This is a genomic window from Pseudomonas sp. I8001 (genome assembly GCF_013385345.1).
In the GTDB taxonomy this organism is placed as follows: domain Bacteria; phylum Pseudomonadota; class Gammaproteobacteria; order Pseudomonadales; family Pseudomonadaceae; genus Aquipseudomonas.
Window position 1 is genome coordinate 592,794 of record NZ_JACAQC010000007.1, and the last position, 25,743, is coordinate 618,536.

The window sequence follows — 25,743 nt, forward strand, 5'->3', positions numbered from 1 at the left end:
ACGACGAAGGGCGCAATGCTGGCAGCCGAATAACGCCCCGAGAGCCTCTATGAAATACCTGCTGTGTGCTGTGTTGCTGATGCTGGCGAGCCTGGCCAACGCCCAGGTGCCCAGCCTGCTGGCCAACTGCACCCGCAGCGCCAACCTGCTGGCGTGCGTCGACGCCCAGGGCAATGCCTACAGCGTCGCGACGGCAGGCAGCACTACGTATTTGCGGGGCTTTGAAGTGATCGGAAAACGCTATTGGGCACAGACCAGCAGCCGCTACGGGCAACTGACGTTCTTTACCGGGTTGGCTTCCGATGGTGAGGCGTGGGTGGGCTACACGCGGCGAGTGGGCTGGACCACCCTCAACCGGTTTTCCAGTTCCGGTGGTGCCAGCGCCAAGTTCACCTGTAGTCGAATCACCGGCTGTTAGACCTGGCCGGTTTTCTGTTCCTGAACCCAGGCCATGTAGCTGTTCATCGGCGGGTTCTTCTGGAAGTAGTTCTTCAACCCTTCAAATAAACCGTCTGCCACCGCCTGTTGATGGCGTGCGGTGACCAGTCGCTGGGCGTCCTGGGTGTTGGAGATAAACCCGGTTTCCACCAGGATCGACGGCACGTCCGGCGACTTGAGCACCGCAAAGCCGGCCTGTTCCACGCGTTTTTGATGCAGCGTGGTGATGCTTTGCAGGCTGCCCAGTACCGAGCTGCCCAGTTGCAGGCTGGAGGCGATGGTGGCGTTCATCGACATGTCGAGAATCACCCCGGCGAGCATCGGGTCCTTGTCCTTGAGATTGAGCAAGGTGGTGGCGCCCAACAGGTCGGCGCCGTTTTCCCGCTGCGCCATGAACCGTGCGGTGGCGGAGGTGGCGCCGCCTTCAGACAGCGCATAGACAGAGGCGCCGGACGCCGTAAGCCGTGGCGCGGCATCGGCGTGTACCGAGATAAACATGTCGGCTTTGTGCTGACGGGCGATGTCCACACGTTTACGCAGCGGCACGAAGAAGTCGTCGTTGCGCACCAGCTTCACATCGAAGCCCTTCTCGCGCTTCAGACGCTTGGCCAGCAACTGGGCGATGGACAGCACCACGTCTTTTTCGCGCTGGCCCTTTGAGCCAATCGCGCCGGGATCCTTGCCGCCGTGCCCAGGGTCGACCACCACGATGATGTCGCGTTTTGGATGAGCCCTGTCCACCGGCGCCGGCACGGGTGCAGCCAACGCGGCCGGTGCCGCAGCGATTTGCATAGGCGCATGAGTGGCGCTTGTCAGGTCCAGCACGAGGCGGTGGCCCTGGCCATCCTGCGGCGGCAGGAGAAAGCTGTTGAGCTGCATCGGCGCCTTCAAATCCAGCACGATCCGCGTATCGCCCTGCCCGAAATGCCCCGAGCGAATCGAGGTAATGCCGCTGTTGGTCAGGGCCAGTTGGCTGAAATCACCGGTCAGCTTCGCGCCGCTCAAATCGATGATCAACCGCTCCGGCGCGGTCAGGGTGAAGGTCTTGTATTGCACCGGGCCGCTGAGGTCCAGCACCAGCCGCAGCTTGTTATCCGACCGCCACAGCCGTGCATTGCGGATCTGCGCGGCAGACACGCCCAAGGGCAAGGTGAACACCGCACTGGCCAGCAGCAGGTTGAGGAGTTGACGTCTGTGCATGACTTACACCGCAAATAAAGGAGCTTCCGTACTCGACATGACTGAATAAAAGACAGAACAGAAAAAATTTCGTCGTTTCAATTGTAATAATATAACATGTCTTTTTATTTCCAACGATGGACCTGCTCATGAACGCGCTGACTCTGCCCGATATCGCCGCGCAGGCTTCACGCCAAGCCTTGCCGCTCGATTGGGTGGGCATGTGCGGCATTGCCCTGCCCATTCTGATCGACGGCCAAAGCCTTAGCGCCACGGCTGATGCCGGCGTCAGCCTGGACGACGGCGAGGCCCGTGGCATTCATATGTCACGGCTTTACCTGGCGCTGGAAATGCTTGAACAGCAACCGCTTTCGCCAGCACTGCTGCGCAGTGTATTGCAACGTTTTCTCGACAGTCATGAAGGTTTATCCACAAATGCCTACCTGCGAATTCATGCAGGTCTGCTGCTGAAACGCCCGGCGCTGGTCAGCCCGTTGGCCGGCTGGAAAAGCTACCCGGTAAGCATCGAGGCGCGCCTGGAAAACCAGATGTTCCACGTGGAACTAAAAATTGACGTTACTTACTCTTCAACCTGCCCTTGCTCCGCTGCCCTCGCCAGGCAATTGATTCAGCAGCAATTTATCGAGGACTTTGCCGGCACACCGCTGCAGCACGAAGACGTACTGACCTGGCTCGGCAGCGCAAACGGCATCGTCGCCACGCCCCACAGCCAGCGCAGCAGCGCGCTGTTGCAGGTCCGGCTTCAAGGCGATCAGCCAACACTGCCGCTGACCCAGTTGATCGACGAAACCGAAGCCGCCCTCGGCACTGCCGTGCAAACCGCCGTAAAGCGTGCAGACGAACAAGCCTTCGCCCTGGCCAACGGGCAGAACCTGATGTTCTGCGAAGACGCCGCCCGCCGCCTGAACCTCGCCTTGAAACGCTCGGATGCGGTCAATGCCTTCCACTTGAAAGTGATCCACGCCGAAAGCCTTCACGCGCACGATGCCGTGGCCGAAAGCCGCTGGACGAGACCTTCCGAATGATCACCTGCACCGCTTTGCGCTGGGGCGCCCCCGGCCAACCACTGACCCCCGCCGTGGATTTCACCCTGGAAAAAGGCAGCCTTACCGGCATCATCGGCGCCAACGGCACCGGCAAAAGCAGCCTGTTGAAAGTTATCGCCGGATTGCAGAAGCCACTGGCGGGGAAAGTGACGATCGATGTTCCACGCCGAGGTGGCCTGTCGTTTTTGCCCCAGCAACAGAACCTCGATCGCCAGTTTCCTATCAGCCTCGAAGAGTTGGTGGCCGCCGGTTTTTGGGGCAGCAGGCAAACCCCGCAACAACGTACCGAACGCCTGAGCGCCGTGCTCGAAGACTGGTGCCTCAGCGGCCTGGAGCATCGGCCGTTGATGGCCTTGTCGGGCGGCGAACTGCAACGCGCCCTGCTCGCACGCATGAGTTTGGCCGAGTCGCCGATACTGCTCCTGGACGAACCCCACGCCGCCCTCGACGAAGACGGCCAGGCGCTGTGCTGGAAACACATCCACGCCTGGCACGACGCAGGCCGCACGGTGGTCGTGGTGTGCCATGACCTCGGCTCCGTACGCCAACACACCCAGCAAGTGGTGCAGATCAAAAGCAGTGGCTGCGTGTTCGGCTCCAGCAAAGAACTGATCCGCCCGCAGCCGCAAATGCAGGTGGCCTGATGCACTTCGCCGCCCACCTGTGGATGCCGTTTCTCGATTTCGTTTTCATGCGCCGCGCGCTCGTCGGCGGTCTGGTATTGGCATGCAGCACGGCGCCGCTGGGGGTGTTCCTGATCCTGCGCCGCATGAGCCTGATCGGTGACGCGGTGTCCCACGGCATCCTGCCCGGCGCCGCCCTGGGCTTCTGGTTTGCCGGCCTGAGTTTGCCCGCGCTGACCATCGGCGGCCTGGGCGCCGGCCTGAGCATGGCCGGCCTCGCCGCCTGGATCACCCGTCGCACCGGGCTGAAGGAAGACGCCAGCCTCGCCGCCATCTACCCGATCTCCCTGGCCAGCGGCGTGCTGATCCTCGGCCTCGCGGGAAAACGCCTGGACCTGCTGCACCTGCTGTTCGGCTCGGCCCTGGCGGTAGACGGCCCGACCCTCACCGGCATGCTCTGGGTCTCGGGCTTCAGCCTGATCGCCATGGTGGTGATCTACAAACCGCTGCTGCTGGACACCCTCGACCCGCTGTTCCTGCAAACCGTCAGCCGCCTCGGCCCGCTGGCCCACGGCCTGTTCCTGACCCTGGTGGTGCTGAACCTGGTGATCGGTTTCCAGGCCATCGGCGCGTTGATGGTGGTCGGCCTGATGATGTTGCCGGCGATTGCTTCACGTTTCTGGAGCCGGCGCCTGCCGGTGTTGATCGCCATATCAGCGGTGCTGGGATGCCTGTCGGTATGGCTTGGCTTGTTGCTGTCGTTCTACTACTCGCTGCCCAGCGGCCCGGCAATTGTGCTGGTGGCTGGCGGCTGGTACCTGCTGTCCGTGGTCTTCGGTCCGGTGCACGGCTTGCTGCGCCGCCCGCCTTTGCTTACATCCCAATGAGGTGTTTCCCGATGCGCGCTCTACTCGTGCTGTTCAGTGTGTTGCTGCCGCTGTCGTTCGCGACGGCCCAGGCTGCCGACAAGCTTCAGGTGGTTACCAGCTTCAGTATTCTTGACGACATGACCCACCAGGTCGGTGGCGATCATATCCAGATCAGCAACATGGTCGGCCCCGACGCCGACGCCCACACCTACGAACCAACACCGGACGATGCCAAGGCCCTGCTCAAGGCCAAGGTGATCATCAAGAACGGCTTGGGCTTCGAGCCGTGGCTGGATCGCCTGGTCACCAGCACCGAGACCAAGGCCACTGTGGTCACTGCGAGCAAAGGCGTGCTCTCCCACACCATGGAAGAGGACGGCGAAACCATCCCCGACCCGCACGCCTGGCACAACCTGGCCAACACCGTTATCTACGTGAACAACATCACCAAGGCGCTGATCGCTGCCGACCCGGCCAACAAGGCCGACTACGAGCACAACAGCCAGGTGTACCTGAAAGAAATCTACCGCCTGCTGGCTGAAGCCAAGGCCAAGTTTGGCGCGCTGCCACCGGGTAACCGTCGCATCGTCACCTCTCATGACGCCTTCGGCTACCTGGGCCAGGCCTACGGTATCGAGTTCCTGTCGCCTCAAGGCCTGTCCACCGAACGTGAACCGTCGGCCGCCGAAGTCGCCACGCTGATCACCCAGATCCGCAAGGACAAGGTCAAGGCCGTGTTCATGGAAAACATCAAGGACTCGCGTCTGCTCCAGCAGATCGCTGACGAAAGCGGCGCGCAGATCGGCGGCACGCTGTATTCGGACGCCCTGGCCGCAGAAGGTCCGGCCAGCACCTTTACCGGCCTGTTCGAATACAACCTCAACACCCTGTGCGCGGCCCTGAGCAAGCCATGAGCCTGAGCATGCTTGACCTGGAAGAGGCTGCCATCGGCAGCCGCTTTCCACTCGATAGCGTGCTCGACGCCCTGCCGTGGACCAGCGATGGACTGATCGCCGCCATCGCCCAGCAACACGGCAGCGGCGAAGTGTTGATGCTGGCCTGGATGAACCGCCAGGCCCTCGACGAAACCCTGGCCACCAGGCACGTCTGCTACTGGTCCCGTTCGCGCCAGCAACTGTGGCGCAAGGGCGAAACCTCCGGCCACCGGCAACTGCTGGTGGAGGCCCGCCTGGATTGCGACGGCGACGCGGTATTGCTGATCGTCGACCAGCAAGGCCCGGCCTGCCACACCGGCCGGCCCACCTGTTTCTACAACGCCATCGACGGCCATCACGTCAACATCATCACCGCGCCTCTCAAGGAACCTGACCCATGATCCGCAAGAACCCTTCCGGCGATCTGCCCGTGATTGCCGAATCAGCCTACGTCGACAAAACTGCAATCATCTGCGGCAAGGTGGTCATCGGCGAAAACGTATTTGTCGGCCCTTACGCGGTGATCCGCGCCGACGAAGTCGACGCCAACGGTGACATGGACCCGATCACCATTGGGGCCAATTCGAATATCCAGGACGGCGTGGTGATCCACTCCAAATCCGGCGCCGCCGTAACCATCGGCGAGTTCACCTCCATCGCCCACCGCTCCATCGTCCACGGGCCCTGCACCGTTGGTGACCGGGTGTTCATCGGCTTCAACAGCGTGCTGTTCAATTGCGTCGTCGGCGATGGCTGCGTGGTGCGGCACAACTCTGTAGTCGACGGCCGCGATTTGCCCGACGCGTTCTACGTGCCCTCCACCACCCGCATCGGCCCCAACACCGACCTGTCCCAGTTCCCGCCGGTGAGTGTCAGCGCTTCGGAGTTTTCCGAAGACGTGGCGCGCACCAACGTCGACCTGGTACTGGGTTACAAAGCCCTGCAAAACGAGTTCTGATCATGAGCCGCCTGCTGATCCGCAACGCCCGCCTGGTGAACGAAGGCGAGGAATTCGAGGCTGACCTGCTGGTCGCCAATGGCCGTATCGAGAAGATCGCCGGCAGCATCGACAACGCCAACGCCACCGTGGAAATCGACGCCCAAGGCCAGTGGCTGCTGCCGGGAATGATCGACGACCAGGTGCATTTCCGAGAACCCGGCGCGCCGGACAAAGGCAGCTTCTACAGCGAGTCCCGTGCGGCGGTGGCCGGTGGAATCACCAGTTTCATGGACATGCCCAACACCAACCCGGCGACCCTGAACCTGGAAGCCCTGGCCGACAAGAAGCGCCGCGCGGCGCTGCATTCGGTGGCCAACTATGGCTTTCACTTCGGAGTGAGCAACGACAACCTCGACACCGTCGCCGCGCTGGACCCGCGGGAAGTCGCCGGGGTCAAAGTGTTCATGGGTGCGTCTACCGGCAATATGCTGGTGGATGATCCGAAGATCCTCGAGCGTCTGTTCGCCGAGGTGCCGACCATTCTCCTGGCCCACTGCGAGCACACCCCCAGCATCCTGGCCCGCGAGCAAAGGATGCGCGAGCGTTTCGGTGAGCACATTCCTGCCGTGGCGCACCCGCTGATCCGCGATGCCGAGGCCTGCTATCGCTCCTCGTCCCTGGCGGTGGAACTGGCCAAGCGGCACGGCACGCGCCTGCATGTGCTGCACATCACCAGCGCACGGGAGTTGGTGCTGTTCGAAGACAAACCCCTGGCGCAAAAACACATCACGGCGGAAGTCTGCCTGCATCACCTCTTGTTCGATGACCGCGACTACGCCCGCCTCGGCCACCAGATCAAATGCAACCCGGCGATCAAGACACGCGCCGACCGCAACGCCTTGCGCCTGGCATTGTTGAGTGATCGTCTGGATGTAATTGGCAGTGACCATGCGCCGCACACCTGGGCGCAAAAACAGCTGCCCTATCGCGAAGCGCCGTCAGGCTTGCCGCTGGTGCAACACGCCCTGCCGGCGCTGCTGGAATTGGTCGCCGACGGCCTGCTGCCGCTGACCACGCTGGTGGCGAAAACCAGCCATCGGGTCGCGGACCTGTTTGCGATCCCCGACCGTGGCTACCTGCGCGAAGGCTATTGGGCCGACCTGGTGCTGATCCAACCCGAGCCTCACGGCAAGCCCGTCAGCAGCCAGCCGATCCTGGCCCGCTGCGGCTGGACGCCCTTTGCCGGGCGCAGCTTCCGGCACAGCGTCAGCACCACGCTTGTGTCCGGCCACCTGGCCTGGCACGACGGGCGCGTGCACGACAGTTGCCAGGGGCTGCCGCTGCATTTTCAGCGCTGAAGAGACTCTGTACCTGGCAATCCAATCAAATGTGGGAGCGGGCTTGCTCGCGAATGCGGTGGGTCAGCCAATACACCTGTGACTGATTCACCGCATTCGCGAGCAAGCCCGCTCCCACATTTTGATCGGGGTATGTCTTAGGTTAGGCGCGGGGTTTGACCGTGCCGCAGTTGCTGCCCAACCACTGCGCGTGGGTGTCCAGGCTGCCCTTCTGCTGTACGCCGGTGGCGTTGAAGGTACCGTTAACCGTAGTGGTGAATTCCTGCTGGCTCTGGAACGTCGCCACGCCAGTGCCCTGGGCTTTCGGGCAACTGAAGCGGAATTTCCATTGGTTGCCAGTCTTGTCCGTCACTTCCTGCTTGCAGCCCGATTGCGGATCGGTCAGCGGGATGGAATCGGACGCCACCTGGGCCGGAGTCAGGCACACCTGCACGCCTTTGCCGGCCATGGTGATGCCTTGCTTCTCAAGCATCGCGCGTTGCTCCGGGGTCATCTGTTGCTTGAGCTGACCGAGGATCAGCGACAAGTCCGGCAGGTCCTGGTTATCGACCTTCATGTTGCTGGTGGTCAACTCCCACAAGCCCGGCGCCAACATCTGCGCTTGCGCCGCCACAGGCAGCGTCAAACCAACAACCATGGCCAAACCAAGCAGACGAGCATTCATCGGGTAACTCCTGGGCAATTGTCGGCGTTAGACGCCGCAAAAGCGCCAGTGTTGCACAGCAAATAAAATAGCGACATTCGTGGCCGAACATGGTCTGTTAGGCACTTGTTCGTCAGGAGTACCGTTGTCCATGGATTTCTTTGGCCCGCACCTGCTCGCCTATTTCATTGCCACCCTGCATTTTCTGGGCACCCTCGCCGCCATCCATGCGGTGCTGACCGTCAGGACCGCCCAAGGCTCGATTGCCTGGGCATTGTCGCTGATGTTCATCCCCTACCTGACGCTGATTCCCTACCTGATCTTTGGCCGGAGCACTTTCGACGCCTACATTCAGGCGCGGCGCCAGGCCAACCAGGAAATGCACAAGGCGATCACCGAGCTGAACTGGCGCCCATGGGTTGAAGAGGCGCTGGCCGCGCGCAACTCCCAGGCCTACGCTTCGCTGCGGGCCATGCCCAAGCTGGGACGCATGCCGTGCCTGGCGAATAATCAGGTGCGTTTGCTGATCAATGGCGAGGCTACGTTCAGCGCGATTTTCGAGGCGATTCGCTCGGCAAAGACCGCTGTGCTGTTCCAGTTCTTCATCATTCATGACGACGAACTTGGCCGCCAACTGCACACCTTGCTCAAGGAAAAAGCCGCCGAAGGCGTAGCCATTTTCGTGCTGTACGACCGTATCGGCAGCCATGCCCTGCCCCATCGTTATGTGCAGTCGCTGCGAGACGCCGGGGTGCAGGTCAAGGCCTTCGCCACGCGCAGCGGCTGGCTCAACCGCTTCCAGGTCAACTTCCGCAACCACCGCAAGATCGTGGTGGTGGATGGCATTACCGGGTTCGTCGGTGGGCATAACGTCGGCGATGAGTACCTGGGCAAGAAACCGCCGCTGGCGCCATGGCGTGACACCCATGTGCAAGTCAGCGGCCCAGTGGTGGCGTGCTTGCAGGAGTCGTTTGCCGAGGACTGGTTCTGGGCCGCGCGGGAGTTGCCGCCGCTGCTGCTGCCGGATACCTACCCGGACGACGGCGTGCTCTGCCAGTTGCTGGCCAGCGGCCCGGCGGACCCTTATGAAACCTGCTCGCTGTTTTTCGTCGAGGCCATTCATGCGGCCACCGAGCGGGTATGGATCACCAGCCCGTATTTCATTCCCGATGAGGCGGTGTTTGCGGCGTTGAGGTTGGCGGTATTGCGCGGTGTCGACGTGCGCCTGCTGCTGCCGTCACGGCCGGATCACCGCATCGTCTACGCCGCTTCAAGCCTGTATGCGATCGAAGCCGTGCGCGCCGGGGTGCGGGTATTCCGCTATACGCCAGGATTCCTGCATCAGAAAGTGGTGTTGGTCGACCGTGAAATCAGCGCCATCGGCAGTGCGAACCTGGATAACCGCTCGTTCCGGCTGAATTTCGAAGTGATGTTGCTGACGGTAGATGACACCTTCGCCAGCCAGGTGGAGCACATGCTGCTGGAAGACTTCGCCCTGGCCCATGAAATCAGCCAGGAAGAAAACCGCCAGACCCACCGCCTGCAACAATTGGGCATGCGGATCGCGCGGCTGATTTCTCCAATTTTGTAAGGCTTGCACCGAACCCAATGTGGGAGCGGGCTTGCTCGCGAAAGCGGAGTGTCAGTCACTGAATGTGTTTCTGATCCAACGCCTTCGCGAGCAAGCCCGCTCCCACATTCAGATCACCGGTACCATTGCTTACTGGTACAGGTCATCCCGCGTCCAAGGCAGCTCATGGCTACCATCGGCATGGGGTTTCACCGCCAGAATCTGATGCAGGTTGATCCAGCCCCGGGCAAACGCATACGCACAGCCGGCCAGGTACAGGCGCCAAATGCGCAAGGCTTGTTCCGGCACCATCTTGCCTGCCGCTTCCAGGTTGTCTTCGAGGCGCTCGCTCCAGTGATCCAGCGTGCGCGCGTAATGCAGGCGCAGGCTTTCGACGTCGACGACTTCCAGGCCCACGTCGCTGATCTCGGCGGTCATCATCGACAGATGCGGCAACTCGCCGTTGGGGAACACATAACGCTCGATAAAATCCCCGGCGCCACGGCCTACGGGCCGGCCATCAATGTGCTTGGCGGTAATCCCGTGGTTCATCACCAGGCCGCCCTCACGCACCGCGCCGTAGAGAATCTTGCAGTACTCAGCCAGGTTGGCGTGGCCAACGTGTTCAAACATCCCCACGCTCACCACCTTGTCGAACCGGCCATCCTGGGGCAAGTCGCGGTAGTCGAGCAGCGTCAGCTCTACCTGGTCTTCCAGGCCTTCGGCCTTCACCCGCTCCCGGGCCAGCGCCAGCTGTTCCTTGCTCAGGGTGATACCAAACACCTTGACCCCGAATTCCCGCGCGGCATACCGCGCCAGCCCACCCCAACCGCAGCCCACGTCGAGCAAATACTCCCCCGGCTGCAGCCGCAATTTGCGGCACAGGTGGCGGAATTTGTCTTGTTGGGCTTGATCAAGGGATTCGCTGCCGGTTTCGAAATACCCGCAGGAATAGGCCATGTCGCGGTCCAGCCACAGCTGGTAGAACTCGTTGGACAGGTCGTAATGGTAGGAAATAGCCGCTGCGTCGGTGGCCTTGTCGTGGATCGAGCGCACCGGACGACCCCCCTCGTCGTCATCAACCAGGGCATGACTCAACTCGTCAACGACCCTGATCACTTCGGAAATGGAGCCTTCCAGCTCCAGTTTGCCCTCGACGAAAGCTTCGCCCAGTGAGTCGAGCGTCGGATGGGTGAGCTTGGAAACCATCATGGGGTCCTTGACCACAATGGTGACGCTGGGATCCGGGCCCAGGTTGAATTCATGGCCGTCCCAGAGTCGAAGACGCAGCGGTAGCTTGAGATTCTGTAAGGCCGGTGGAAGTTGCGCGAGCATGAGTAGTCCCCCCTTGTTTCAGACGTCTGAAATGAGGGTAGACCATCCACGGAAAAATTAGCAGGCTATCGAAACAATAGCGCCTTTCTATGGTGCCCGCCGCTGGAGCAAACCCTCCTGGACCCACTGTTTCAGCCAGGTAACCGCTTGCAATGGCGCGCCCTCCTGGTAAGTGACTGCCAACTCGGCACACAGTTCGGAAAAACTCCAACCGTTGGCGACCATGCCTGTCAGCGCGCTGGCTTGCGCCGGTTCAACGCTGCGGTATTGGCAGACATTCTGATGGCGCCAGACCAGGCACACCTGCGCCAATGGCAGGGCTTCGCTGCCGGGAAAGTCCCACTCGCCCTTGCTCGCACGCCAGATGCCCAGGCTGTTGAAATCACACAGCACCTGCTGCACCGACGGCACCAACTGCACCAGCAGCCCGGGCCAGTCTTCGGGCGGCAGCGTTGCCATGTCTTGCAGGGCCAACGGCTCGCCCTGCGGTGCATCAAAGGCCAGGGTGAATGCCCATTCGAGCCGCGCCAGCTCGGCAGGCGCCAAACCTTGCTCGCCATAATGCTCAACGATAAACCCGGGGAACCGCTCGCCAAACCAGCGCAGGCTGTAATGGGCCGAGGGATAACGGCAGATATAGGCCGAACCCAACGCTGCAAACTCCTCGTCCCCCAGCCAATACCAGACGGCGCTGAAGTCATCGCGCAGCACTTCCTGCAACCGGGCGTGATAGGCGTTGTGGTAAATCGCCAGGCCCGTCTCGACATCCAGGGTCGGGCCGCCGATCAAGGTGGCGCTGAAGCTGTTGCTGGCAGTGGAAGACTCGGCCAGCAAATGCCGCTCAAAGGCCAATTGCCAATCGATCAGGCGCATAACGCTCTCCTGTCCAGCGCGCTCGCGCCCAGTTCGCGGGCCTTGTTCAACTCGTCGAGCAGCTCCTGGAAAGGCGGGAAATGGTCATCGCGTTCGAGCAAGGTCGAGACTGGCCCAAGGTGCTCCAGGGTCCGCTGGTACAGCGCCCACACCGGATCGCATACCGGATGGTCATGGGTGTCGATCACGTAGTCGCCGTAATCCATATGCCCGGCCAGGTGCAGTTGGCGGATGCTTTCGGGCGGCAGGTTGCGGATAAATTCCCAGGCGTCGAACCCGTGATTGCGCGAGCTGACGTAGACGTTATTCACGTCCAGCAGCAACTGGCAGCCGGTGAGATGGGTCAGGGCGTTGAGAAATTCCCATTCGGTAAACTCATCCGCCTTGGAGCGCACGTAGCTGGAGACGTTTTCCAGCACGAAAGGACGCTGCAACACATCCTGCACCTGCCGTACGCGAGCGGCGACGTGGTACAGGCTTTCTTCGGTGTAGGGCAGCGGCAGCAAGTCATGCAACTGGTGCGCGTTGCCACGGCTCCAGCACAGGTGATCGGAAATCCACGCCGGCCGGATACGCTCGGAGAGCTGCTTGAGTTGCTTCAGGTAATCGGTATCGAGGGCATGGGGCCCGCCGATAGACAGGGACACGCCATGCATCACCAGGGGATAACGCTCGGCTATCGCATCCAGGTAGTACAAGGCCTTGCCGCCCTGCACCAGATAATTCTCGGAGATCACTTCGAACCAATCCACAGCCGGCGATTGTTCAAGGATCTGCTGGTAGTACTCGCTGCGTAGACCCAGGCCGTAACCCAGACTCGGAAGGGAAGCGGACATAAAAACACTCCTGGGGAAAGTGTCCGCAGCGGAGGGGGGGCCCGCTGCGGTTGCACTCGGTTGTCGGTTATTCGCCGACTTTGCCGCCTTTCTGATCGCACATCGCCTTGCTCATCGACAGGAAGCCCTGGCCTTTGCAAGAACCCATGCCTTTGCAGGCGTGGTCTTTGGTTTTGCAGTCGTTCTGGCCTTTGCAGGCGTTGACGCCATAGCAATGGACCTGGGCGTCTGCTGCCTGTACCTGAGTGGCAACACCGGCAAACATGCCAGCAGCGGCGATAGCGAGGGCGGCACCAGCAGCAGCGGATTTGATGTTCATTGTGTATTCCTCATGATCGGTAGTGGAGCCGGTCTGAACGGATTGTTCAGTCTCGACATAGCACTAGAGTGAGGTCCCCCCATGGCGTTACAGCGCGACTGAAAAATTTATTCTTCGAGTTTCAATAGCGGCTCCTGGAACCGCAACAGACGCCCCGCATTGCCCAGCACCAGCAGCGTACTGAGGTTGTGCAGCACCGCCGCAATCATCGCGCCCGCCGCGCCCAGCCAGCCAAATGCGGCGAACACCACGATCGCCAGCGTCCAGCCCAGACCGATGATCACGTTAACCTGCAACGTGTGCCGGCACTGGCGACTCAAGCGCACACAGGTGCCCAGGCGCCGCAGGTCGCTGCCGATCAGCACCACGTCCGCCGATGCCAGCGCGATATCCGCCCCGCCCGCGCCCATCGCCACACCGACCACGCCGGCCTTGAGCGCCAACGAATCGTTGATCCCGTCGCCCACCACCATCGGCCGGAAACCGCTGCCGATTTCCCCCAGCACGCGATTGAGTTTGTCCTCCGGCAAAGCCTGGGCTTCGACGTCGCTGATGCCCACTTCCAACGCCAGGCTGTCGGCCACGCTCTGGCGGTCGCCGGTCAGCAGCAGTTGGCGCCCCAGGCCCAATTCACGCAGCTCTTTCATCGCCTGGCGCGCTTCAGGTTTCACGCTGTCCGCCAGCAACAGCCAGGCAAGGAACTGCCCGTTCAACGCAAGCCCGGCAATCGGGCCGTCGTGATTGGGGACCGCCGTGGTCGTGATGCCCAGTTGCTCAAACAATTCCGGCCGGCCGAGGGCGGCTTCGCCCTGCCCGGTCTGCGCGACCACACCGAGGCCCTGGCGCTCGCGAATATCCGACAGCACCAGCATTTGTTCCTGAGTCGCCAGCCCCGCCAATGCCCGGCTGACCGGGTGGCTGCTGGCCGAGCCGAGGCTGGCCGCCAGATTGAGCAGTGCTTGCCGATCCGGCTCACGGGTGTCGATGGACTGCAAACGCAGGGTGCCAAACGTCAGGGTGCCGGTCTTGTCGACCACCAGCGACGTCAGGTCCGCCAGCTCTTCGAGAAACGCCGAGCTGCGAATCAGAATGCCGTGACGCGCCGCCACCGCAATGCCCGCAATCGCCGTGGCCGGCGCCGACAACACCAAAGCACACGGGCACGCCGCCACCAGCACCGCGAGCATCGCCTGGGCGTCATTGGTGACAAACCAGGTGACCGCCGCCAGCAACAACACCAGCACCATGTAGCTGCCGGCGTAGCGCTCCAGCAATCGGGTGATCGGCGGCTTGGAACGTTCGGCGCTCTGCATCAGGGCGATGACTTTACCCAGCGTCGACTCATTGCCGGTGCGGGTCACTTCCAGGCGCAGCAAACCGTCGAGGTTGATCGCGCCACCAAACACCTGCACGCCGATACTCGCTTCCAGCGGCACCGATTCACCGGTAATTGGCGCGGTGTCCAGGCTGGCCTGGCCCGAAAGCACCACGCCGTCGGCGGGCACGCGGTCACCGGCGCGCACTTCGACGATATCGCCGGTCTTCAGGATGCCGTTGTCCACTTCCAGGATCGTCCCGTCCGCCTGCACCAACCGTGCGTGGCTACGGGTCAGCTTGCCCAGGGCATGAATCGCTTCCTGGGAGCCGATGACGCTGCGCTCTTCCAGCACATGGCCGAAGATCATGATGATCGGCAGCAGCGCGGCGGTCAGCAGGTCACCGGTAGCCCAGGCGCCGAGCATCGCCAGCGCAATGAGTTGGTCGGTGATGCCATGCAAACTTGGATACCGCAGGCTGTACCAGGCCGAGCGCATCACGGGCACGGCCACCAGCAACGAGGCGACGCCCAGCAGCAATTGGCTCACGCCGGTCTGGTCCGGCGCCAGCCAGCGCCATACCAGGCCCAGGCTGAGCAAGCCCAGGGCGAGCATCGCCAGGGTCAGTTGCCGGGCGGCGCTGCGTTGTTCGGCCGATGAGAGCATCGGGGCGGCGTGGGCGGTCATTGTTCGGCTCCCTGAATGATCAGGCGGGAATCGTCTTTAGGGTCAACCGTGGTCACGGAGCCGGCCTGCCCGAGAATCTTCGGCAGGCGTTCGCGGTACAGGCGCAGCAACAGGCCGGGGTCTTGGACCTGGGCCAGGCTGGCGACGGTAGCGGTTTGCGCCTGGGCGTTGGACAGCCGTTCGCTGGCCTGGGCGTGAGCCACTTGCACGGCGCGGTCGGCGTCCTGGTTGGCGGTCTGGGTAAGTTTTTCGGCGTCGGTGCGCGCATTGGCCACCGCCTTGTCGGCTTGCTGGCTGGCGGTCAGCACTGCGTTGAAGGCATTGACCGCCGGGCCCGGCAAGCTCGATTGCACGTCGACCCGGGTGACTTCGATGCCCAGGCCAAGGCCGGTGGACGCCAGGTCAGCCAGGCGTTGATTGATGCCGCGCACCAGGTCGCCACGCAGCCGTTCGCGGCGTTCGGCGGCCTGGTTGTCGGCGCCGATCAACTCGGGGCGCGCCACCAGAATCGTGTCCAGATCCCGCGCCGCAGTCAGCACCACGGCGCTGCGGGTGACCAGTCGATCCAGCGCCGGCAGCACGTGATCGCCCTGCAAAACAAACGCATAGGGTTCGGTGACCTTGTAGAAGACCCGCACATCCAGCTGCACCACGCCGGCATCGCCGGTCAGCAGGTAACCGGAGCCGGCCAGGGCATCGCTCAGCGGTGTGGCAAAACTCGCCACGCGGTCGGCTTGGGTGGCCGCATCGGAACGCAGCAGGTTTTCCACCCGGCGCTCAATCACCCGGTCCGCTGCGGGCAACAGCACCACTTGCTCGAACGGACGCGGCCAGGCCAGCAGCAGCCCGGCATTCTGGATCCGGTCCAGCGCGCCGAAGTGCAACACCACGGCGCGGTTCTGCGGGTCGATCTGCCGCACGTTGGAAAATGCCCACGCCAGCGCGGCCAATACCGTCACCGCATACAGCGCCAGGAACGTCAGCCGTCCAGCCTGGATCCACGGGCTGTCGAGGCTTTCCCGCTCACTCATGGCTGGACATCCTTCGGCCCATCCACCAGCGCGCGGAAAGGCGCGGCATCGGTGCGCAGGATGATCTTGGTGCCCGGCGTGACCACTGTGCCAAGGGTGTCGAGGGAACGCAGCAGGTTATACAGCTGCGGATTGCCGGCGTAGGCACGGCCATAAATCTGCGCCGCTTCGACTCGGGATTGCGCTTCGATGTCGGCGGCTTTCACCGTGGCGTCGGCCTGGACGATCCGCGCATCACGCTCGGCGGCCGAACGAATCTGCGCCGCTTCACGCTTGCCCACGGCGGTTCGTTCCGTGGCGATGGTCTCGCGCTCGGCGCGCATGCGGTCGACGGTGGCGGCGAGGGTCACCGAGGGCAAGGTCAGCCGTTCAACGCCCACCTGCACCACACGCACGCCATAGGTGGTGAGCAATTGTTGATCAATCTGCTGGCGCAACTGCGCTTCAAAATCGGCAATGCGCACCTGGCTGGCATCGGTGTTCACCAGGTTGGCCAGGTCGAAACTGGCGGCGGTGGTTTCCAGCGCCGAGCCGACAAAGGTGCGAATCTGCCGCGCCGCTTCATCCGGCTGGTTCTGCACCGCACGCATAAAGCGCTGCACGTTGTCGGGATCGCCCTGCACCTGCCAGGCCACGTAGGCCTGCACGATGATCCGCAGGCCATCGCGGGTGCCCACATCCTGCAAACCGCTGGAGGTGGTGCGCAGGCGCAGGTCCACCGGAATCGCCGCCTCGAACGGCGCCGGCCAGCGCCATCCCAGGCCCGGCTCCAGCAATACCCGCGACGGGTTGCCGAAGCGAGTAATCACCGTGGCTTCACCGGAACGCACCTGCACCAGGCTCGCCGCGGCCACCGCGAACAGCACGAGCAATACCGCCCAGCTCATACGCCGCCAGGGGAACGGGCCGGCTTCGTGTTCATCGCCATGATGGTGATGATGGTGGCCGTGGTGGTGACCATGGCCTGCGTGATCGTGAGAATGAGCGCTCAACAGATGAACTCCTTATTGAACGGCTTTACGCGGCACCGCAGGGTCGGCCGGTAAGGTAAAGGAACGCAGATCGATGGTCGGTGCGCCACTGGCGCCCAGGCGATGATCAAGAATGAGTAACTTGGCGTGGGCCAGGCCCTGGCTCAATTGGCTCAGGTACTGCTCCAGCACGAAGGCCTGGCCGGCTTGTTGATAGGCCTTTTGTTCGGCGCTGAAGCGCAGGTCCGCCGCTTGGGCGCCGGCGCTGACTTCATGGGCCGTGGCCTGGGCCTGGTCACGGGCGGTACTGGCTTGCAGCAACGCCTGGTTGGTCTGCTCACTGGCAGCGCCGCGCTCCCGGGAAATCAGCGCCTGGGCGCCGATCTGCGCAGCTTGCACCGCGTGGTAGGCATTCGCCGCACCGGAGGGCGGGTGAATGGCTTCCACCACGGTGGCGAGAATTTCCACGCCACTGTCGAGTTTCTTCAGGTCCGCTTGCACCGCCTGGCCAATTTCATCGGCGAGGCTGTTGCGTTCTTCACCCAGCAATTCATCGAGGGTTCGCGAGGCAAACTCGTGCACCAGGATGCGGCTGGCGGTGCTGCGGATCAGCGTGGGCACATCGGCGCTGTTATAGGTGGCGGCGAGTGCGGCCTGGTCGGTCAAGCCGATGCGGTACACGAAGCGCACGTCCATATTGACGATCTGGAAGCTCTGCTTGTCGCCGCTGCTGCTGGCGATCACCTGGGATTTGTCATTCACATGGCTGGCGTCCCACAGGCGATTGGCGATCAGCGGCGCCGGGCCCTCGGCCGGAGCGACGTCGGTGTTTGCCGCTTCGCCAACGCTGGTGGCCAGCTCATGGACCACGCCGTTTTCCACGTTCAGTACGCGACCCAGCGGCCACGGCAAACCGGCATGCAGGCCAGGCCCGAAGACCTCCACCGGCTTGCCAAAGCGTTCATAGATCCCACGGCTTTGCAGGGCGACTTCATGCACGCCGGTCAGCAACCAGCCTACGGCCAGCACCACCACCAGCACTGGCAGGAATGCCCGGCGCATATAGGTGAAGGCCCAGATCTGCCGCAGGTCGATGCCGAAACGGTTGTGCAGTTCGTGCTGCAAGGCGAGCAACGGTTGCGGCGGCCAGCGCAGCATCCCGGCGATAAAACTTTGCGCCATCAGGCGCGGTTCAAGCCGCCCCTGGCGCGGGCTGAACAGCGACAGCAGGCCTCTTAGTAGAAACTCCAGCGCCACCAGGGCCGGCAACAGGCCGATCAACACGGCCAGGCGCAAGGGCCACACGGACTCTTCACCGGCAAACAGCAGACAAATCGCACTGATCACCAGGCAGATAATCGCCACCCGGCTCAGTTGCGCCAGTTGCACCGCTTCCGGCCATTGGGCGGTGCTTTCCTGGGCCATGCGCCGTTCAAACACCAGCAAGCCGAACGCCAGTGCCAAGGCAATGGCGGCGCCCACACTGGCAGCCTGGCCCAGCGCCGCGGCGGGCAAGGTCAAGCTCCAGAATTCCAGAACGCTGAAGAATGCCAGCAACGACCAGCCGCACAGCCAGAACACCGGTGCGCCAATCTGCACCAGCAAGCCGTTACCGACGCGACCGAACTGCCGGTTTAGCCAGCCAGGTTCTTCTTGTGGCAGCGGCGGTTCGATCAGCCGTGCAGCCGGCTCCTCCAGCGCCATGGCCCGCCAATCCGCGACCCACCACGCCGATTGCAAGCCAGCCACCAGCACCAGCAACGCCGAGGCGCAGTTGATCAGCACCACCGGCCAGATCGACAGCGGGGCGAACAGCGCCACAAACAGCGCCAGCATCCAGCCGCCGACCGCCAGCACCGTCAGGCCAATGCCGGCCTGCCTTAACCGGCGGGCATGAAACAACCCCTGCTGAAAACGCGGCAGCCCTTCGATGGCCACGTCATCAGCGTCTAGATCCACTCGCATCCCCAAACGCCCACCCAGAAACAATTAGTTACTCTATAACCCGAAGCGTGAAATTTTTGTTTGGTTTCACACAGATAGTGACGAAAGCCCCAGAAACACGAGCCATCACTGGTTTCAGCGGTGATAAATCGGCACACTCCCCAGAGTTTTTCGCGGGCTTACGGACAAGGAAGCGTCACTCCCCATGATTTCGATCTATCAGCTTAAACCGCGTTTTCAGAACCTGCTGCGCCCGCTGGTGCAGCGCCTCTACGACAACGGCACCACCGCCAACCAGATCACCGTGCTGGCCGGGGTGGTTTCCCTGCTGGTGGGATTGCTGATTGCCGGCTTCGCACAACATGTGTGGCTGTTTGCGCTGATCCCGCTGTGGATGATCCTGCGCATGGCCCTCAATGCCATCGACGGCATGCTCGCCCGGGAATTCGGCCAGCAATCGCGACTCGGCGCCTACCTCAATGAACTGTGCGACGTGATCGCCGACAGCGCACTGATCCTGCCGTTTGCGCTGATCCCCGAGGTCAGCCTGGCGCCGGTATTGCTGGTGACGCTGCTGGCGGTGTTCAGCGAATACGCCGGCGTGCTCGGGCCGATGGTCGGGGCCTCGCGGCGCTACGACGGCCCGATGGGCAAGAGCGATCGGGCGTTTGTGCTCGGGGTGCTGGCCACCGGCGTGGCGCTGGGTTGGCTGGGTGCCGGTTGGGTCGATGCGGTGATGTGGCTGGTCGCGGCGTTGCTGGCCTACACCCTGGTCAACCGTGTGCGCCAAGGCTTGAAAGAAGAAACGAACACCTCCCCTTCTGCATAAGGATTTTGCGATGCGTGAACAGCAAGAGCACACCTTCAGCACCCATGACGGGGTGGAGCTTTTCTACCGTCATTGGCCCGCCACCGCACCCGCGGGCTTTGCGCCGCGCAAGGCGATCTTGCTGTTCCATCGCGGCCACGAGCATTCCGGTCGTATCGCCCACCTGGTGGACGAGCTGAACCTGCCGGAGTTCGACTTCTTCGCCTGGGACGCCCGTGGCCACGGCCAATCCCCCGGCGCGCGCGGCGACAGCCCGAGCTTCGCCACCAGTGCGCGGGACGTGCAGACTTTCGTTGACCATATCGGCAGCGCCTACAACATCGAGGAAGAACACCTCGCAGTGATCGCCCAAAGCGTCGGCGCGGTGATCGCGGCCACCTGGGTGCACGACTACGCGCCGAAGATTCGCTCGCTGGTACTCGCCTCCCCCGCATTCAAGGTCAAGCTCTACGTGCCTTTCGCCCGGCCGGGCCTGGCGTTGATGCGCAAGTTTCGCGGCAACTTTTTCGTCAACAGCTACGTCAAGGCCAAGTTCCTGAGCCATGACCCGGAGCGCGTGGCGTCCTACGACAGTGATCCGCTGATCACCAAAGCCATCTCGGTGAATGTGCTGTTGGGCCTGTACGAAGCGGCCGACCGGGTTGTAGCCGATGCCCAGGCAATTCAGGTACCGACCCAACTGCTGATCTCCGGCTCGGACTTTGTGGTGCACCGCAAACCCCAGCAGCAGTTTTTCGACCGCCTCGGCAGCTTGAAGAAAGAGCTGCACATCCTCCCCGGCTTCTTCCACGACACCCTCGGTGAACGTGATCGTGCCGTGGCCTTGAGCAGCGCCCGGCGCTTTATCCTGCAGAACTTCGAACACCCGCTGGACCGCGCCTCCTTGCTGGATGCCGACAGGATTGGCCTGACCTGCGCCGAATCCGAGTCCCTCGCCGCGCCGTTGCCACGCAACTCCCTGCGCGACCTGTACTGGCGCATGACCCGCGCCAGCATGGGCCTGGGCAGCAAACTGTCGGATGGCGTGAAGCTCGGTTTCGACACCGGCTTCGACTCCGGCAGCACCCTGGACTACGTGTACCGCAACAAACCCACCGGCAAAGGCGGGCTGGGGCGGATGATCGACACCAACTACCTGAACTCCATCGGCTGGCGCGGTATTCGTCAGCGCAAGTTGAACGTGGAAGAGCTGCTGCGCCTGGCGATGGCCAAGCTGCGGGACGAGCAGCGCGAAGTGCGAATCGTCGACATCGCCGCCGGGCATGGTCGGTACATTCTGGAAGCCTTGCAGGGCGTTTCGCCGTTGCCGGAATCGATCCTGCTGCGGGACTACAGCGATATCAACGTGCGCGACGGTGGCGCGCTGATTCGTGAAAAAGGGCTGGGGGATATCGCCCAGTTCGTCAAAGGCGATGCGTTTGACCGGGCGGACCTTGCGGCGCTGGAACCCAAGCCGACGCTGGCGGTGGTGTCCGGGCTATATGAACTGTTCGCGGATAACGCGATGGTCGGTGGCTCGCTCGCCGGCTTGGCCGAAGCCGTGGAGCCAGGTGGTTATCTGGTGTACACCGGCCAACCGTGGCATCCGCAACTGGAACTGATCGCCCGCGCCCTCACCAGCCACCGCCAGGGCCAGGCCTGGGTAATGCGCCGGCGCAGCCAGGCGGAAATGGATCAACTGGTGGAAGCCGCCGGTTTCCGCAAGATCACCCAACGCGTGGATGAGTGGGGAATTTTCAGCGTGTCCCTGGCACAGCGAGCCTGACCCATGCGTGAACCGGGCCTGTTGAAACCGGCGGTGCTGTGGCTGCTGCTGTTGGCGCCGCTGTTTTTCAGCACCTACGGCTTTGCCACGTGGGTCACCAGCCAGCGCAGCGACGTGGGCACGATGGTGTTCGGCTGGGAAACCCATATCCCGTTCTGGGCCTGGACCATCGTGCCCTACTGGTCGATCGACCTGCTCTACGGTTTCTCCCTGCTACTGCCAAGCACCCGCCATGAACTGAAACAACATGCCTTGCGCCTGCTGACGGCCCAAGTGATTGCCGTCACCTGCTTCCTGATCTGGCCCTTGCGCTTCACCTTTGAAAGGCCGGCGCTGGACGGCGTGTTTGGCTGGCTGTTTGCGGTACTCGCCGGGTTCGACAAGCCGTTCAACCAGGCGCCGTCATTGCACATCGCGCTGCTGGTGGTGCTGTGGATAATGTATCAGCGGCATAGCCAGGGCCTGTGGCGCTGGCTGGTGCATGGCTGGTTCGCGTTGATCGGCCTTTCGGTGCTGACCACTTATCAACATCACTTTATTGACTTACCCACAGGCGCCCTCGCCGGCTGGATGTGCGTGTGGCTGTGGCCGCTGGAACATCCGAGCCCGCTGCTGAATGCCCAGCTGACCAGGGACCGCCAGCGTTGGCGCCTGGGGCTGCGCTATGGCTTCGGATCGCTGGTGTGTTTGATCCTGGCGTTTTCCCTTGGCGGCGGCTGGTTGTGGCTGCTTTGGCCGGCGGTATCCCTTGGCTTGATGAAGGCGAATTACCTGGTACTGGGCGTTTCGGGATTTCAGAAACGCGCCGACGGACGACTCACTCCGGCGGCGCGCTGGTTGTTGGCGCCTTATCTGGTGGCTGCCTGGATCAATTCCCGCCTGTGGACACGTAGACATCCACAGCCCGATCAGGTTGTGGATAACGTTTGGCTGGGGCGAATTCCCACCAGCGGTGAGCTGGGATCATTCAAGGCGGTGGTCGATCTGTGCGCCGAATTGCCGATTAATCCACAGGGTCGCGCCTACTACAGCCTGCCAGTGCTCGACCTGACGGCGCCCACTGCAGCGCAATGCGTGGAAGCCGCCCAAGCGATAGAGCGGCTACGCTCAACCGGACCCTTGCTGGTGTGCTGCGCCCTCGGTTACTCACGCAGCGCCACCGCCGTGGCTGCATGGCTGCTGCATACCGGGCGCGCAGGCAATGTCGACGAGGCGGTGGCTATTATTCGTACAGCACGCCCACGTGTGGTCCTGCATTCCGCGCACCGTGAAGCCCTGGAGGGTTTAGCCCATGCCCGCTGATATGGAATTACAGGTCGTCGCCAGCCTGCTGCGGCGGGGCCGTTCCCTGGATCAGTTATCCACAGGCCTGACCTTGCTCGGCGTACTGTTCGGCCTCGCTCAACTGCTGATGGCCAGCATCACGCCGGTCTGCCTGATCCTCAGCCTGTGGATGATTGTGCTCGGGCTGCTGGAAAAATATTGGGCGCTGCGGGTGGCCTTCGACGCCGACCTGTTCGCCCTGCTCGCCCGCGACACCGACCGCACGCCCGACTTCGACCAGGCCATGCAAACCCTTGGCCTGCAATCCGCCAAACGCGCAGGCCGCCCCTGGACCGAGCGCCGTCGCGGCGCCCTGAAACTGTTGCGCAAGCAAGCCTACCTGCTGGCGGCGCAAGTGCTGCTGACCGTGGCCGTCATCCTGGCCAGCCCCTGGCTGCCCTTCGCCGGATAAGGAATCCCCATGTTCGAACCCGTGGTCGCCACCCTGATTACCTCCATGGCCCGCACCGTCACCGGCGCCCGCAGCCTGTGGCTTGGCTGCGCGCCGGTGCCGGTGCAACGCATCTACTACGCCAACCACAGCAGCCACGGCGATTTCGTGCTGCTGTGGGCCTCGTTGCCGCAGAACCTGCGTAAATTCACCCGCCCGGTGGCCGGCAGCGACTACTGGAACACCAGCGCCCTGCGCCGCTACATCATCAACCGGGTGTTCAACGGCGTGCTGATCGACCGCGAGCGCAAGGACCCTGTGGATAACCCCCTGGAGCCGATGCTTCAGGCCCTGGAAAACGGCGACTCGCTGATCATCTTTCCCGAGGGCACGCGCAACCTGGAAGACGGCCTGTTGCCGTTCAAAAGCGGGCTGTATCACCTGGCCAAGAGTTATCCACAAGCCGAATTGATCCCGGTGTGGATCGCCAACCTCAACCGGGTCATGCCCAAGGGCCGTGTGCTGCCGCTGCCCTTGCTGTGCACCACCAGCTTCGGCGCACCGCTGCAACTGGAGGACGGCGAAGACAAGGCGCTGTTCCTCGCCCGCACCCGCGACGCCTTGCTCGCCCTTGCCCCGGAGCATTCCTGAGATGGATAGCCAAACCCTGATGTTGTTCGGCGGGATCGGCGCGATCCTCGTGCTCGCCTCGCTGATCGGCCTGATCCTCAAACTGCGCACCCGTGGCACACCCAACGCGGTGATCGACAACCTCAACGCCCGCATCAATGCGTGGTGGGTGATGGTGGTGGTGATTGGCATTGCGTTCTGGCTCGGCACCGGCGCGGTGATCCTGCTGTTTTACGCAGTGTCGTTCTATGCGCTGCGGGAATTCCTCACGCTCACACCCACCCGGCGAAGCGATTACCCGGCGCTGGTGGCGGCCTTCTACCTGGCGCTGCCACTGCAATACCTGCTGATCTACTTCGACTGGTACGGGCTGTTCTCGATCTTCATCCCGGTGTACGTGTTCCTGCTGTTGCCGATCCTCGCGTCATTGGGCGGCGACAGCACGCACTTCCTGGAACGGGCATCGAAAGTGCAATGGGGGCTGATGATCGCGGTGTTCTGTGTGTCCTTCGTGCCGGCGCTGCTGACCCTGGATATCGTCGGCTACGAAGGCCGCAACCTGCTGCTGATTGCCTACCTGGTGATCGTGGTGCAACTGTCGGACGTGTTGCAGTACGTGTGCGGGAAGCTGTTCGGCAAACACAAGATCGCGCCCAACTTGTCGCCGTCTAAAACCGTGGAAGGGTTTGTCGGCGGGATTCTGCTGTCGTCGCTGATTGGCGCGGCGCTGTGGTGGACCACGCCGTTCAATCCCTGGCAGTCGTTCCTGATTGCGCTGTTGATCAACCTGCTGGGGTTTGCTGGCGGGATCGTGATGTCAGCGATCAAGCGCGACCGCGGCGTGAAGGATTGGGGGCACATGATCGAAGGGCACGGCGGGATGCTGGATCGGCTGGATTCAGTGTGTTTTGCCGCGCCGATCTTCTTTCATCTCGTGCGCTACTGGTGGACCTGACGACCACCTCCCTCCCCAAATCCACACAACCCCAGTGGCGAGGGAGCTTGCTCCCGCTGGAGTGCGCAGCGCTCCCAAGATTTTGGGGCCGCTACGCAGCCCAGCGGGAGCAAGCTCCCTCGCCACAACAAGCGTCCTTACCACAATAAGAAATCACCAGCCGGGAAGGTGCCCCCGGCGTCCTTATCTGATCGTTCCCACGCTCTGCGTGGGAATGCATCCGGTGACGCTCCGCGTCACGACTTTAAAGCGGACGCGGAGCGTCCAGGGCGGCATTCCCACGCGGAGCGTGGGAACGATCTAGCCGGGAAGGTGACTCAGCGGCAATGCCCCGGGCGTCTTCACCGTCTGAATCGCGAAGTTGCTGCGGATATCACTCACCCCCGGCAACTTCAACAAGCTCCCGGTCAGGAACCGTTCATACCCGCGCAAGTCCGGCACCACCACTTGCAGCAGGAAATCCGACTCCCCCGACACCAGAAACGCCGAAATCACCTGGGGCAGCGCCGTCACCGCCAACCGAAACGCCTCCGCCTGTTCGTCGTTATGCCGCTCCACTTTCACCCCGACAAACACCGTCAGCCCCAACCCGACTTCATCCCGGTCCAGGCTTGCCTGATAACCACGAATCACCCCGGCCTCTTCCAGCAGCCGCACACGCCGCAAGCAGGGCGAGGCCGACAGGCCAATCTCGTCCGCCAGTTGCACGTTGCTCAGCCGGCCATCCCGTTGCAGGGCTTCAAGAATCTTGCGGTCAAATGCGTCCAGCTTCAGATTTGGCATAAGTGAAATGTTTCGCCCGAAAAAAGTGGCAGATTGTGCCAAGACTAGACGCTTTTCCATCTGACTACGCAAGCACCTGCCCCGGCCTTCGCCCCTAAAATTGCCCTACGAATCACCTACCGCAAGGGGCAGG

26 protein-coding genes are annotated in these 25,743 nt (G+C 62.7%); 15 read left to right on the forward strand and 11 right to left on the reverse strand.

The genetic code is table 11. The features are described from left to right. The first annotated feature begins 49 nt into the window (after positions 1–49). The gene (locus tag HX839_RS07275; protein ID WP_003213476.1) at positions 50–418 is read left to right on the forward strand and encodes a hypothetical protein; all 369 of its coding nucleotides are present in this window, start codon (positions 50–52) and stop codon (positions 416–418) included. On the opposite strand, the gene HX839_RS07280 is transcribed toward HX839_RS07275, so the two are convergent. Then, positions 415–1,638, reverse strand: a complete 1,224-nt coding sequence (locus HX839_RS07280; RefSeq protein ID WP_003213478.1) for an N-acetylmuramoyl-L-alanine amidase — start codon at positions 1,636–1,638, stop codon at positions 415–417. The two genes, HX839_RS07275 and HX839_RS07280, sit on opposite strands and share 4 nt — an antisense overlap. 128 nt (positions 1,639–1,766) lie before the next feature. On the opposite strand from HX839_RS07280, the gene folE2 reads away from it, so the two are divergent. From folE2 to HX839_RS07315, 7 genes are read left to right on the forward strand one after another with little or no spacing between them, the layout of a single operon-like run. After that, positions 1,767–2,663 carry a GTP cyclohydrolase FolE2 gene (folE2, locus tag HX839_RS07285; RefSeq protein ID WP_003213480.1) on the forward strand — a complete coding sequence of 299 codons (897 nt, stop codon included), beginning with the start codon at positions 1,767–1,769 and terminating at the stop codon, positions 2,661–2,663. After that, complete coding sequence (locus tag HX839_RS07290) at positions 2,660–3,328, forward strand: metal ABC transporter ATP-binding protein (protein ID WP_008439505.1); 669 nt, start codon at positions 2,660–2,662, stop codon at positions 3,326–3,328. The genes folE2 and HX839_RS07290 overlap by 4 nt, the downstream gene beginning before the upstream one ends. Next, entirely contained in the window at positions 3,328–4,194 is an 867-nt protein-coding gene (locus tag HX839_RS07295) for a metal ABC transporter permease (RefSeq protein WP_003213483.1), read from the forward strand. The genes HX839_RS07290 and HX839_RS07295 overlap by 1 nt, the downstream gene beginning before the upstream one ends. An 11-nt stretch (positions 4,195–4,205) precedes the next feature. Next, the gene (locus tag HX839_RS07300; protein WP_003213485.1) at positions 4,206–5,090 is read left to right on the forward strand and encodes a metal ABC transporter substrate-binding protein; all 885 of its coding nucleotides are present in this window, start codon (positions 4,206–4,208) and stop codon (positions 5,088–5,090) included. Next, on the forward strand, positions 5,087–5,512 hold the full coding sequence (gene hisI, locus HX839_RS07305) for a phosphoribosyl-AMP cyclohydrolase (protein WP_177009033.1): 426 nt from the start codon (positions 5,087–5,089) through the stop codon (positions 5,510–5,512). The genes HX839_RS07300 and hisI overlap by 4 nt, the downstream gene beginning before the upstream one ends. After that, positions 5,509–6,069 (forward strand): DapH/DapD/GlmU-related protein, encoded by a 561-nt coding sequence (locus HX839_RS07310; protein ID WP_003213490.1) that lies wholly within the window; start codon positions 5,509–5,511, stop codon positions 6,067–6,069. Before hisI ends, HX839_RS07310 begins: the two co-directional genes overlap by 4 nt. Before the next feature lie 2 nt (positions 6,070–6,071). Continuing rightward, on the forward strand, positions 6,072–7,409 hold the full coding sequence (locus HX839_RS07315) for a dihydroorotase (protein ID WP_177066900.1): 1,338 nt from the start codon (positions 6,072–6,074) through the stop codon (positions 7,407–7,409). Between the two features lie 142 nt (positions 7,410–7,551). Here HX839_RS07315 and HX839_RS07320 read toward each other — a convergent pair whose 3' ends face one another. Further along, positions 7,552–8,073, reverse strand: coding sequence for a DUF3617 domain-containing protein (locus HX839_RS07320; RefSeq protein WP_003213494.1), 522 nt, complete (start codon positions 8,071–8,073; stop codon positions 7,552–7,554). Between the two features lie 130 nt (positions 8,074–8,203). Here HX839_RS07320 and cls point away from each other — a divergent pair, with 130 nt between their 5' ends. After that, positions 8,204–9,643 (forward strand): cardiolipin synthase, encoded by a 1,440-nt coding sequence (cls, locus tag HX839_RS07325; protein ID WP_134327562.1) that lies wholly within the window; start codon positions 8,204–8,206, stop codon positions 9,641–9,643. A gap of 129 nt (positions 9,644–9,772) precedes the next feature. Here cls and cfaB read toward each other — a convergent pair whose 3' ends face one another. The 8 genes from cfaB to hflK (HX839_RS07365) all read right to left on the reverse strand — a co-directional run bounded on the left by cfaB (position 9,773) and on the right by hflK (HX839_RS07365) (position 18,955). Further along, positions 9,773–10,957: a C17 cyclopropane fatty acid synthase CfaB gene (cfaB, locus tag HX839_RS07330; RefSeq protein WP_177066901.1), complete on the reverse strand. Its 1,185-nt coding sequence runs from the start codon at positions 10,955–10,957 to the stop codon at positions 9,773–9,775. 87 nt (positions 10,958–11,044) lie between these two features. Further along, positions 11,045–11,830, reverse strand: a complete 786-nt coding sequence (locus tag HX839_RS07335; RefSeq protein WP_177066902.1) for a DNA-binding domain-containing protein — start codon at positions 11,828–11,830, stop codon at positions 11,045–11,047. After that, the gene (locus tag HX839_RS07340; protein WP_003213501.1) at positions 11,821–12,666 is read right to left on the reverse strand and encodes a DUF692 domain-containing protein; all 846 of its coding nucleotides are present in this window, start codon (positions 12,664–12,666) and stop codon (positions 11,821–11,823) included. The genes HX839_RS07335 and HX839_RS07340 overlap by 10 nt, the downstream gene beginning before the upstream one ends. 67 nt (positions 12,667–12,733) lie before the next feature. Then, positions 12,734–12,985 carry a hypothetical protein gene (locus HX839_RS07345; RefSeq protein ID WP_003213503.1) on the reverse strand — a complete coding sequence of 84 codons (252 nt, stop codon included), beginning with the start codon at positions 12,983–12,985 and terminating at the stop codon, positions 12,734–12,736. Between the two features lie 107 nt (positions 12,986–13,092). Next, positions 13,093–14,988, reverse strand: coding sequence for a cation-translocating P-type ATPase (locus HX839_RS07350; protein ID WP_177066903.1), 1,896 nt, complete (start codon positions 14,986–14,988; stop codon positions 13,093–13,095). Further along, entirely contained in the window at positions 14,985–16,019 is a 1,035-nt protein-coding gene (gene hflK / locus HX839_RS07355; protein ID WP_003213508.1) for a protease modulator HflK, read from the reverse strand. Before hflK (HX839_RS07355) ends, HX839_RS07350 begins: the two co-directional genes overlap by 4 nt. Next, on the reverse strand, positions 16,016–17,014 hold the full coding sequence (hflC, locus tag HX839_RS07360; protein WP_177009123.1) for a protease modulator HflC: 999 nt from the start codon (positions 17,012–17,014) through the stop codon (positions 16,016–16,018). The genes hflK (HX839_RS07355) and hflC overlap by 4 nt, the downstream gene beginning before the upstream one ends. Positions 17,015–17,023: 9 nt before the next feature. Further along, the gene (gene hflK / locus HX839_RS07365; RefSeq protein WP_134327564.1) at positions 17,024–18,955 is read right to left on the reverse strand and encodes a protease modulator HflK; all 1,932 of its coding nucleotides are present in this window, start codon (positions 18,953–18,955) and stop codon (positions 17,024–17,026) included. Positions 18,956–19,139: 184 nt separating this feature from the next. Between hflK (HX839_RS07365) and HX839_RS07370 the strand changes: the two genes are divergently transcribed. Genes HX839_RS07370 through HX839_RS07395 form a run of 6 tightly spaced genes read left to right on the forward strand, consistent with a single transcriptional unit; the run spans position 19,140 to position 24,827 of the window. Further along, on the forward strand, positions 19,140–19,763 hold the full coding sequence (locus HX839_RS07370; protein ID WP_102370198.1) for a CDP-alcohol phosphatidyltransferase family protein: 624 nt from the start codon (positions 19,140–19,142) through the stop codon (positions 19,761–19,763). A gap of 10 nt (positions 19,764–19,773) precedes the next feature. After that, positions 19,774–21,528 (forward strand): bifunctional alpha/beta hydrolase/class I SAM-dependent methyltransferase, encoded by a 1,755-nt coding sequence (locus HX839_RS07375; RefSeq protein WP_177066904.1) that lies wholly within the window; start codon positions 19,774–19,776, stop codon positions 21,526–21,528. 3 nt (positions 21,529–21,531) lie between these two features. Further along, the gene (locus HX839_RS07380) at positions 21,532–22,830 is read left to right on the forward strand and encodes a phosphatase PAP2/dual specificity phosphatase family protein (protein WP_087694581.1); all 1,299 of its coding nucleotides are present in this window, start codon (positions 21,532–21,534) and stop codon (positions 22,828–22,830) included. Continuing rightward, positions 22,820–23,263, forward strand: coding sequence for a hypothetical protein (locus HX839_RS07385; protein WP_003213520.1), 444 nt, complete (start codon positions 22,820–22,822; stop codon positions 23,261–23,263). Before HX839_RS07380 ends, HX839_RS07385 begins: the two co-directional genes overlap by 11 nt. A 9-nt stretch (positions 23,264–23,272) precedes the next feature. Further along, positions 23,273–23,893, forward strand: coding sequence for a 1-acyl-sn-glycerol-3-phosphate acyltransferase (locus HX839_RS07390; RefSeq protein WP_177066905.1), 621 nt, complete (start codon positions 23,273–23,275; stop codon positions 23,891–23,893). A 1-nt stretch (position 23,894) separates the two neighbouring features. After that, positions 23,895–24,827 carry a phosphatidate cytidylyltransferase gene (locus HX839_RS07395; protein WP_003213523.1) on the forward strand — a complete coding sequence of 311 codons (933 nt, stop codon included), beginning with the start codon at positions 23,895–23,897 and terminating at the stop codon, positions 24,825–24,827. A 300-nt stretch (positions 24,828–25,127) separates the two neighbouring features. Here the strand turns inward: HX839_RS07395 and HX839_RS07400 are convergent, their stop codons facing one another. Further along, positions 25,128–25,601: an Lrp/AsnC family transcriptional regulator gene (locus HX839_RS07400; protein ID WP_032899927.1), complete on the reverse strand. Its 474-nt coding sequence runs from the start codon at positions 25,599–25,601 to the stop codon at positions 25,128–25,130. Positions 25,602–25,743: the final 142 nt, after the last annotated feature.

Bases quoted from the DNA above. Each gene is read 5' to 3' on its own strand.
- HX839_RS07275 (WP_003213476.1), top strand. From the start codon at position 50: ATGAAATACCTGCTGTGTGCTGTGTTGCTGATGCTGGCGAGCCTGGCC.
- HX839_RS07280 (WP_003213478.1), bottom strand. From the start codon at position 1,638: ATGCACAGACGTCAACTCCTCAACCTGCTGCTGGCCAGTGCGGTGTTC.
- folE2 (WP_003213480.1), top strand. From the start codon at position 1,767: ATGAACGCGCTGACTCTGCCCGATATCGCCGCGCAGGCTTCACGCCAA.
- HX839_RS07290 (WP_008439505.1), top strand. From the start codon at position 2,660: ATGATCACCTGCACCGCTTTGCGCTGGGGCGCCCCCGGCCAACCACTG.
- HX839_RS07295 (WP_003213483.1), top strand. From the start codon at position 3,328: ATGCACTTCGCCGCCCACCTGTGGATGCCGTTTCTCGATTTCGTTTTC.
- HX839_RS07300 (WP_003213485.1), top strand. From the start codon at position 4,206: ATGCGCGCTCTACTCGTGCTGTTCAGTGTGTTGCTGCCGCTGTCGTTC.
- hisI (WP_177009033.1), top strand. From the start codon at position 5,087: ATGAGCCTGAGCATGCTTGACCTGGAAGAGGCTGCCATCGGCAGCCGC.
- HX839_RS07310 (WP_003213490.1), top strand. From the start codon at position 5,509: ATGATCCGCAAGAACCCTTCCGGCGATCTGCCCGTGATTGCCGAATCA.
- HX839_RS07315 (WP_177066900.1), top strand. From the start codon at position 6,072: ATGAGCCGCCTGCTGATCCGCAACGCCCGCCTGGTGAACGAAGGCGAG.
- HX839_RS07320 (WP_003213494.1), bottom strand. From the start codon at position 8,073: ATGAATGCTCGTCTGCTTGGTTTGGCCATGGTTGTTGGTTTGACGCTG.
- cls (WP_134327562.1), top strand. From the start codon at position 8,204: ATGGATTTCTTTGGCCCGCACCTGCTCGCCTATTTCATTGCCACCCTG.
- cfaB (WP_177066901.1), bottom strand. From the start codon at position 10,957: ATGCTCGCGCAACTTCCACCGGCCTTACAGAATCTCAAGCTACCGCTG.
- HX839_RS07335 (WP_177066902.1), bottom strand. From the start codon at position 11,830: ATGCGCCTGATCGATTGGCAATTGGCCTTTGAGCGGCATTTGCTGGCC.
- HX839_RS07340 (WP_003213501.1), bottom strand. From the start codon at position 12,666: ATGTCCGCTTCCCTTCCGAGTCTGGGTTACGGCCTGGGTCTACGCAGC.
- HX839_RS07345 (WP_003213503.1), bottom strand. From the start codon at position 12,985: ATGAACATCAAATCCGCTGCTGCTGGTGCCGCCCTCGCTATCGCCGCT.
- HX839_RS07350 (WP_177066903.1), bottom strand. From the start codon at position 14,988: ATGACCGCCCACGCCGCCCCGATGCTCTCATCGGCCGAACAACGCAGC.
- hflK (WP_003213508.1), bottom strand. From the start codon at position 16,019: ATGAGTGAGCGGGAAAGCCTCGACAGCCCGTGGATCCAGGCTGGACGG.
- hflK (WP_134327564.1), bottom strand. From the start codon at position 18,955: ATGCGAGTGGATCTAGACGCTGATGACGTGGCCATCGAAGGGCTGCCG.
- HX839_RS07370 (WP_102370198.1), top strand. From the start codon at position 19,140: ATGATTTCGATCTATCAGCTTAAACCGCGTTTTCAGAACCTGCTGCGC.
- HX839_RS07375 (WP_177066904.1), top strand. From the start codon at position 19,774: ATGCGTGAACAGCAAGAGCACACCTTCAGCACCCATGACGGGGTGGAG.
- HX839_RS07380 (WP_087694581.1), top strand. From the start codon at position 21,532: ATGCGTGAACCGGGCCTGTTGAAACCGGCGGTGCTGTGGCTGCTGCTG.
- HX839_RS07385 (WP_003213520.1), top strand. From the start codon at position 22,820: ATGCCCGCTGATATGGAATTACAGGTCGTCGCCAGCCTGCTGCGGCGG.
- HX839_RS07390 (WP_177066905.1), top strand. From the start codon at position 23,273: ATGTTCGAACCCGTGGTCGCCACCCTGATTACCTCCATGGCCCGCACC.
- HX839_RS07395 (WP_003213523.1), top strand. From the start codon at position 23,895: ATGGATAGCCAAACCCTGATGTTGTTCGGCGGGATCGGCGCGATCCTC.